Here is a 1,522-nt window from a genome sequence, read left to right on the forward strand (position 1 = left end):
TGAGTCAATACCAAGGCGCGCTAATGTGTGCAGTAGGTTACCCAGTGCGATGTAAACTTGCGCCTTAGTCCAATGACCGTTGAAGCCATTTTCATCGGTGTTCGCTTCGGCAAATGCGTATGCGCCCATAAAGGTGTTGTACATCTCTGCAGGTAGGTGACCTGAGGTGACTTCGGCATCCACACGTTTTGCAAACTTCTCTTTTGTGAACTTAGGATCGTAAGCAAGAAGGATAGTGTGCGACGCCGTGGTTGCGTGGGGTTGGTTAAATTGGTGTTTGTTCGCGAACGTGCTGTGGAAGCGTTGTTTCGCTTCATCACTTTCAATCACAATGAATTTCCATGGTTGCGAGTTGATTGACGATGCAGACAGACGAATGGCTTCTTTGATGATGGCCATATCTTCTTGAGAAATGCGTTTTTCTGCGTCGTATTTTTTCGCTGTGTAGCGGCTGTTTAGATCTTTAATGATTTGATGAGACACGTTTTTATCCTCGTTATTCAGTTTTATATCGGCCGCTTTTAGCTTCGACAACCACGCGTACCTCGAAAGTGAGTTCATAGTACCGAATAACCAGCAATTGATAAGATGGCTTTTATTTAAATCACTTTTAACTTTTTGTTGAAAATCGAACTGAGAACTTGGGAGTGATGTTTCAAACTTTGTGTAGAGAACGTGGTCTTTGCTGTTTCTTGGCCAAAATTACAAGCTTTGAGATATTCGCTTGTCCCTTGTTTGAGATATTAAATTACACTCATAAAATATGAGTTGTACTCTGGTTTTCATTTGGAGTGGTCATGAATGTGATTGAGGTTTTCAACGACAGTTACGAGCGTTGTGTTCTCAGTGAGCACTTTTTCGAGCGGTTTTATGCCAAGTTTTGGTCGAAAGGAAAGAGCTTTCGGCAGAAATTTGAAGGCGTAGATATGCAAAAGCAAGTTCGTATGCTCAAAGGCTCGATAGTCTTTTTTATGATGACAGACACGTCTTCTGATGCGCGAAAAATGATGGAAAAGTATGGCAAAAAGCACGGTATCGGTAACATTGGTATCAAACCCGAAGACATTGATATTTGGTTTGAAAGCTTATTGGAAGCAGTACAAGAGTGTGATTATGAGTACAACTCCGACGTTGAAAAGGCATGGCGCGCTTGTTTTAAATCGGGTCTGGAAATCATGAAACGCGAATGTGGTACACCGCCAAGTAAATCCGACACGGATCAGTGATCGAAAGGTTTGTGATATCTAATATGAAGAAGCGGCCTTACTGTTTACACCAAACTCAACGAGACCAAACTAGGTCCGCTCAAGTTAAACCCAAGCCGCTTCCGCCCTTATTTGAAAATTAATGTGGCTATTCTTCTTTATCCTGCCCCTGATTCTTTTTAACGGCGTTGGCAATGTCCGTCACCGCTTCGACCAAATTAATTGGCATTGGGAAGATGATGGTTGAGGTTTTGTCCGTCGTAATTTCGGTTAAGGTTTGCATATAGCGTAATTGCAGCGCGTTTGGCGCTTCGTTT

The 1,522-nt window shown here is 42.6% G+C and carries 2 protein-coding genes and 1 pseudogene; 1 reads left to right on the plus strand and 2 read right to left on the minus strand.

Going from position 1 to position 1,522, the window contains the following annotated elements; genetic code table 11:
* Window positions 1-483 (minus strand): nitroreductase family protein (locus R7Q47_RS24140; protein WP_318089723.1); only part of this gene is annotated, 483 nt, incomplete at its 3' end.
* Between the two features lie 314 nt (window positions 484-797).
* Here R7Q47_RS24140 and R7Q47_RS24145 point away from each other — a divergent pair.
* A complete protein-coding gene (locus R7Q47_RS24145; protein WP_318089726.1) occupies window positions 798-1,226 on the plus strand; it encodes a globin in 429 nt (142 codons plus the stop codon).
* A gap of 127 nt (window positions 1,227-1,353) precedes the next feature.
* Here the strand turns inward: R7Q47_RS24145 and R7Q47_RS24150 are convergent.
* Window positions 1,354-1,522, minus strand: a pseudogene (locus R7Q47_RS24150) (slipin family protein); the annotation flags it as partial.

The organism is Vibrio sp. Vb0349 (assembly GCF_033338975.1).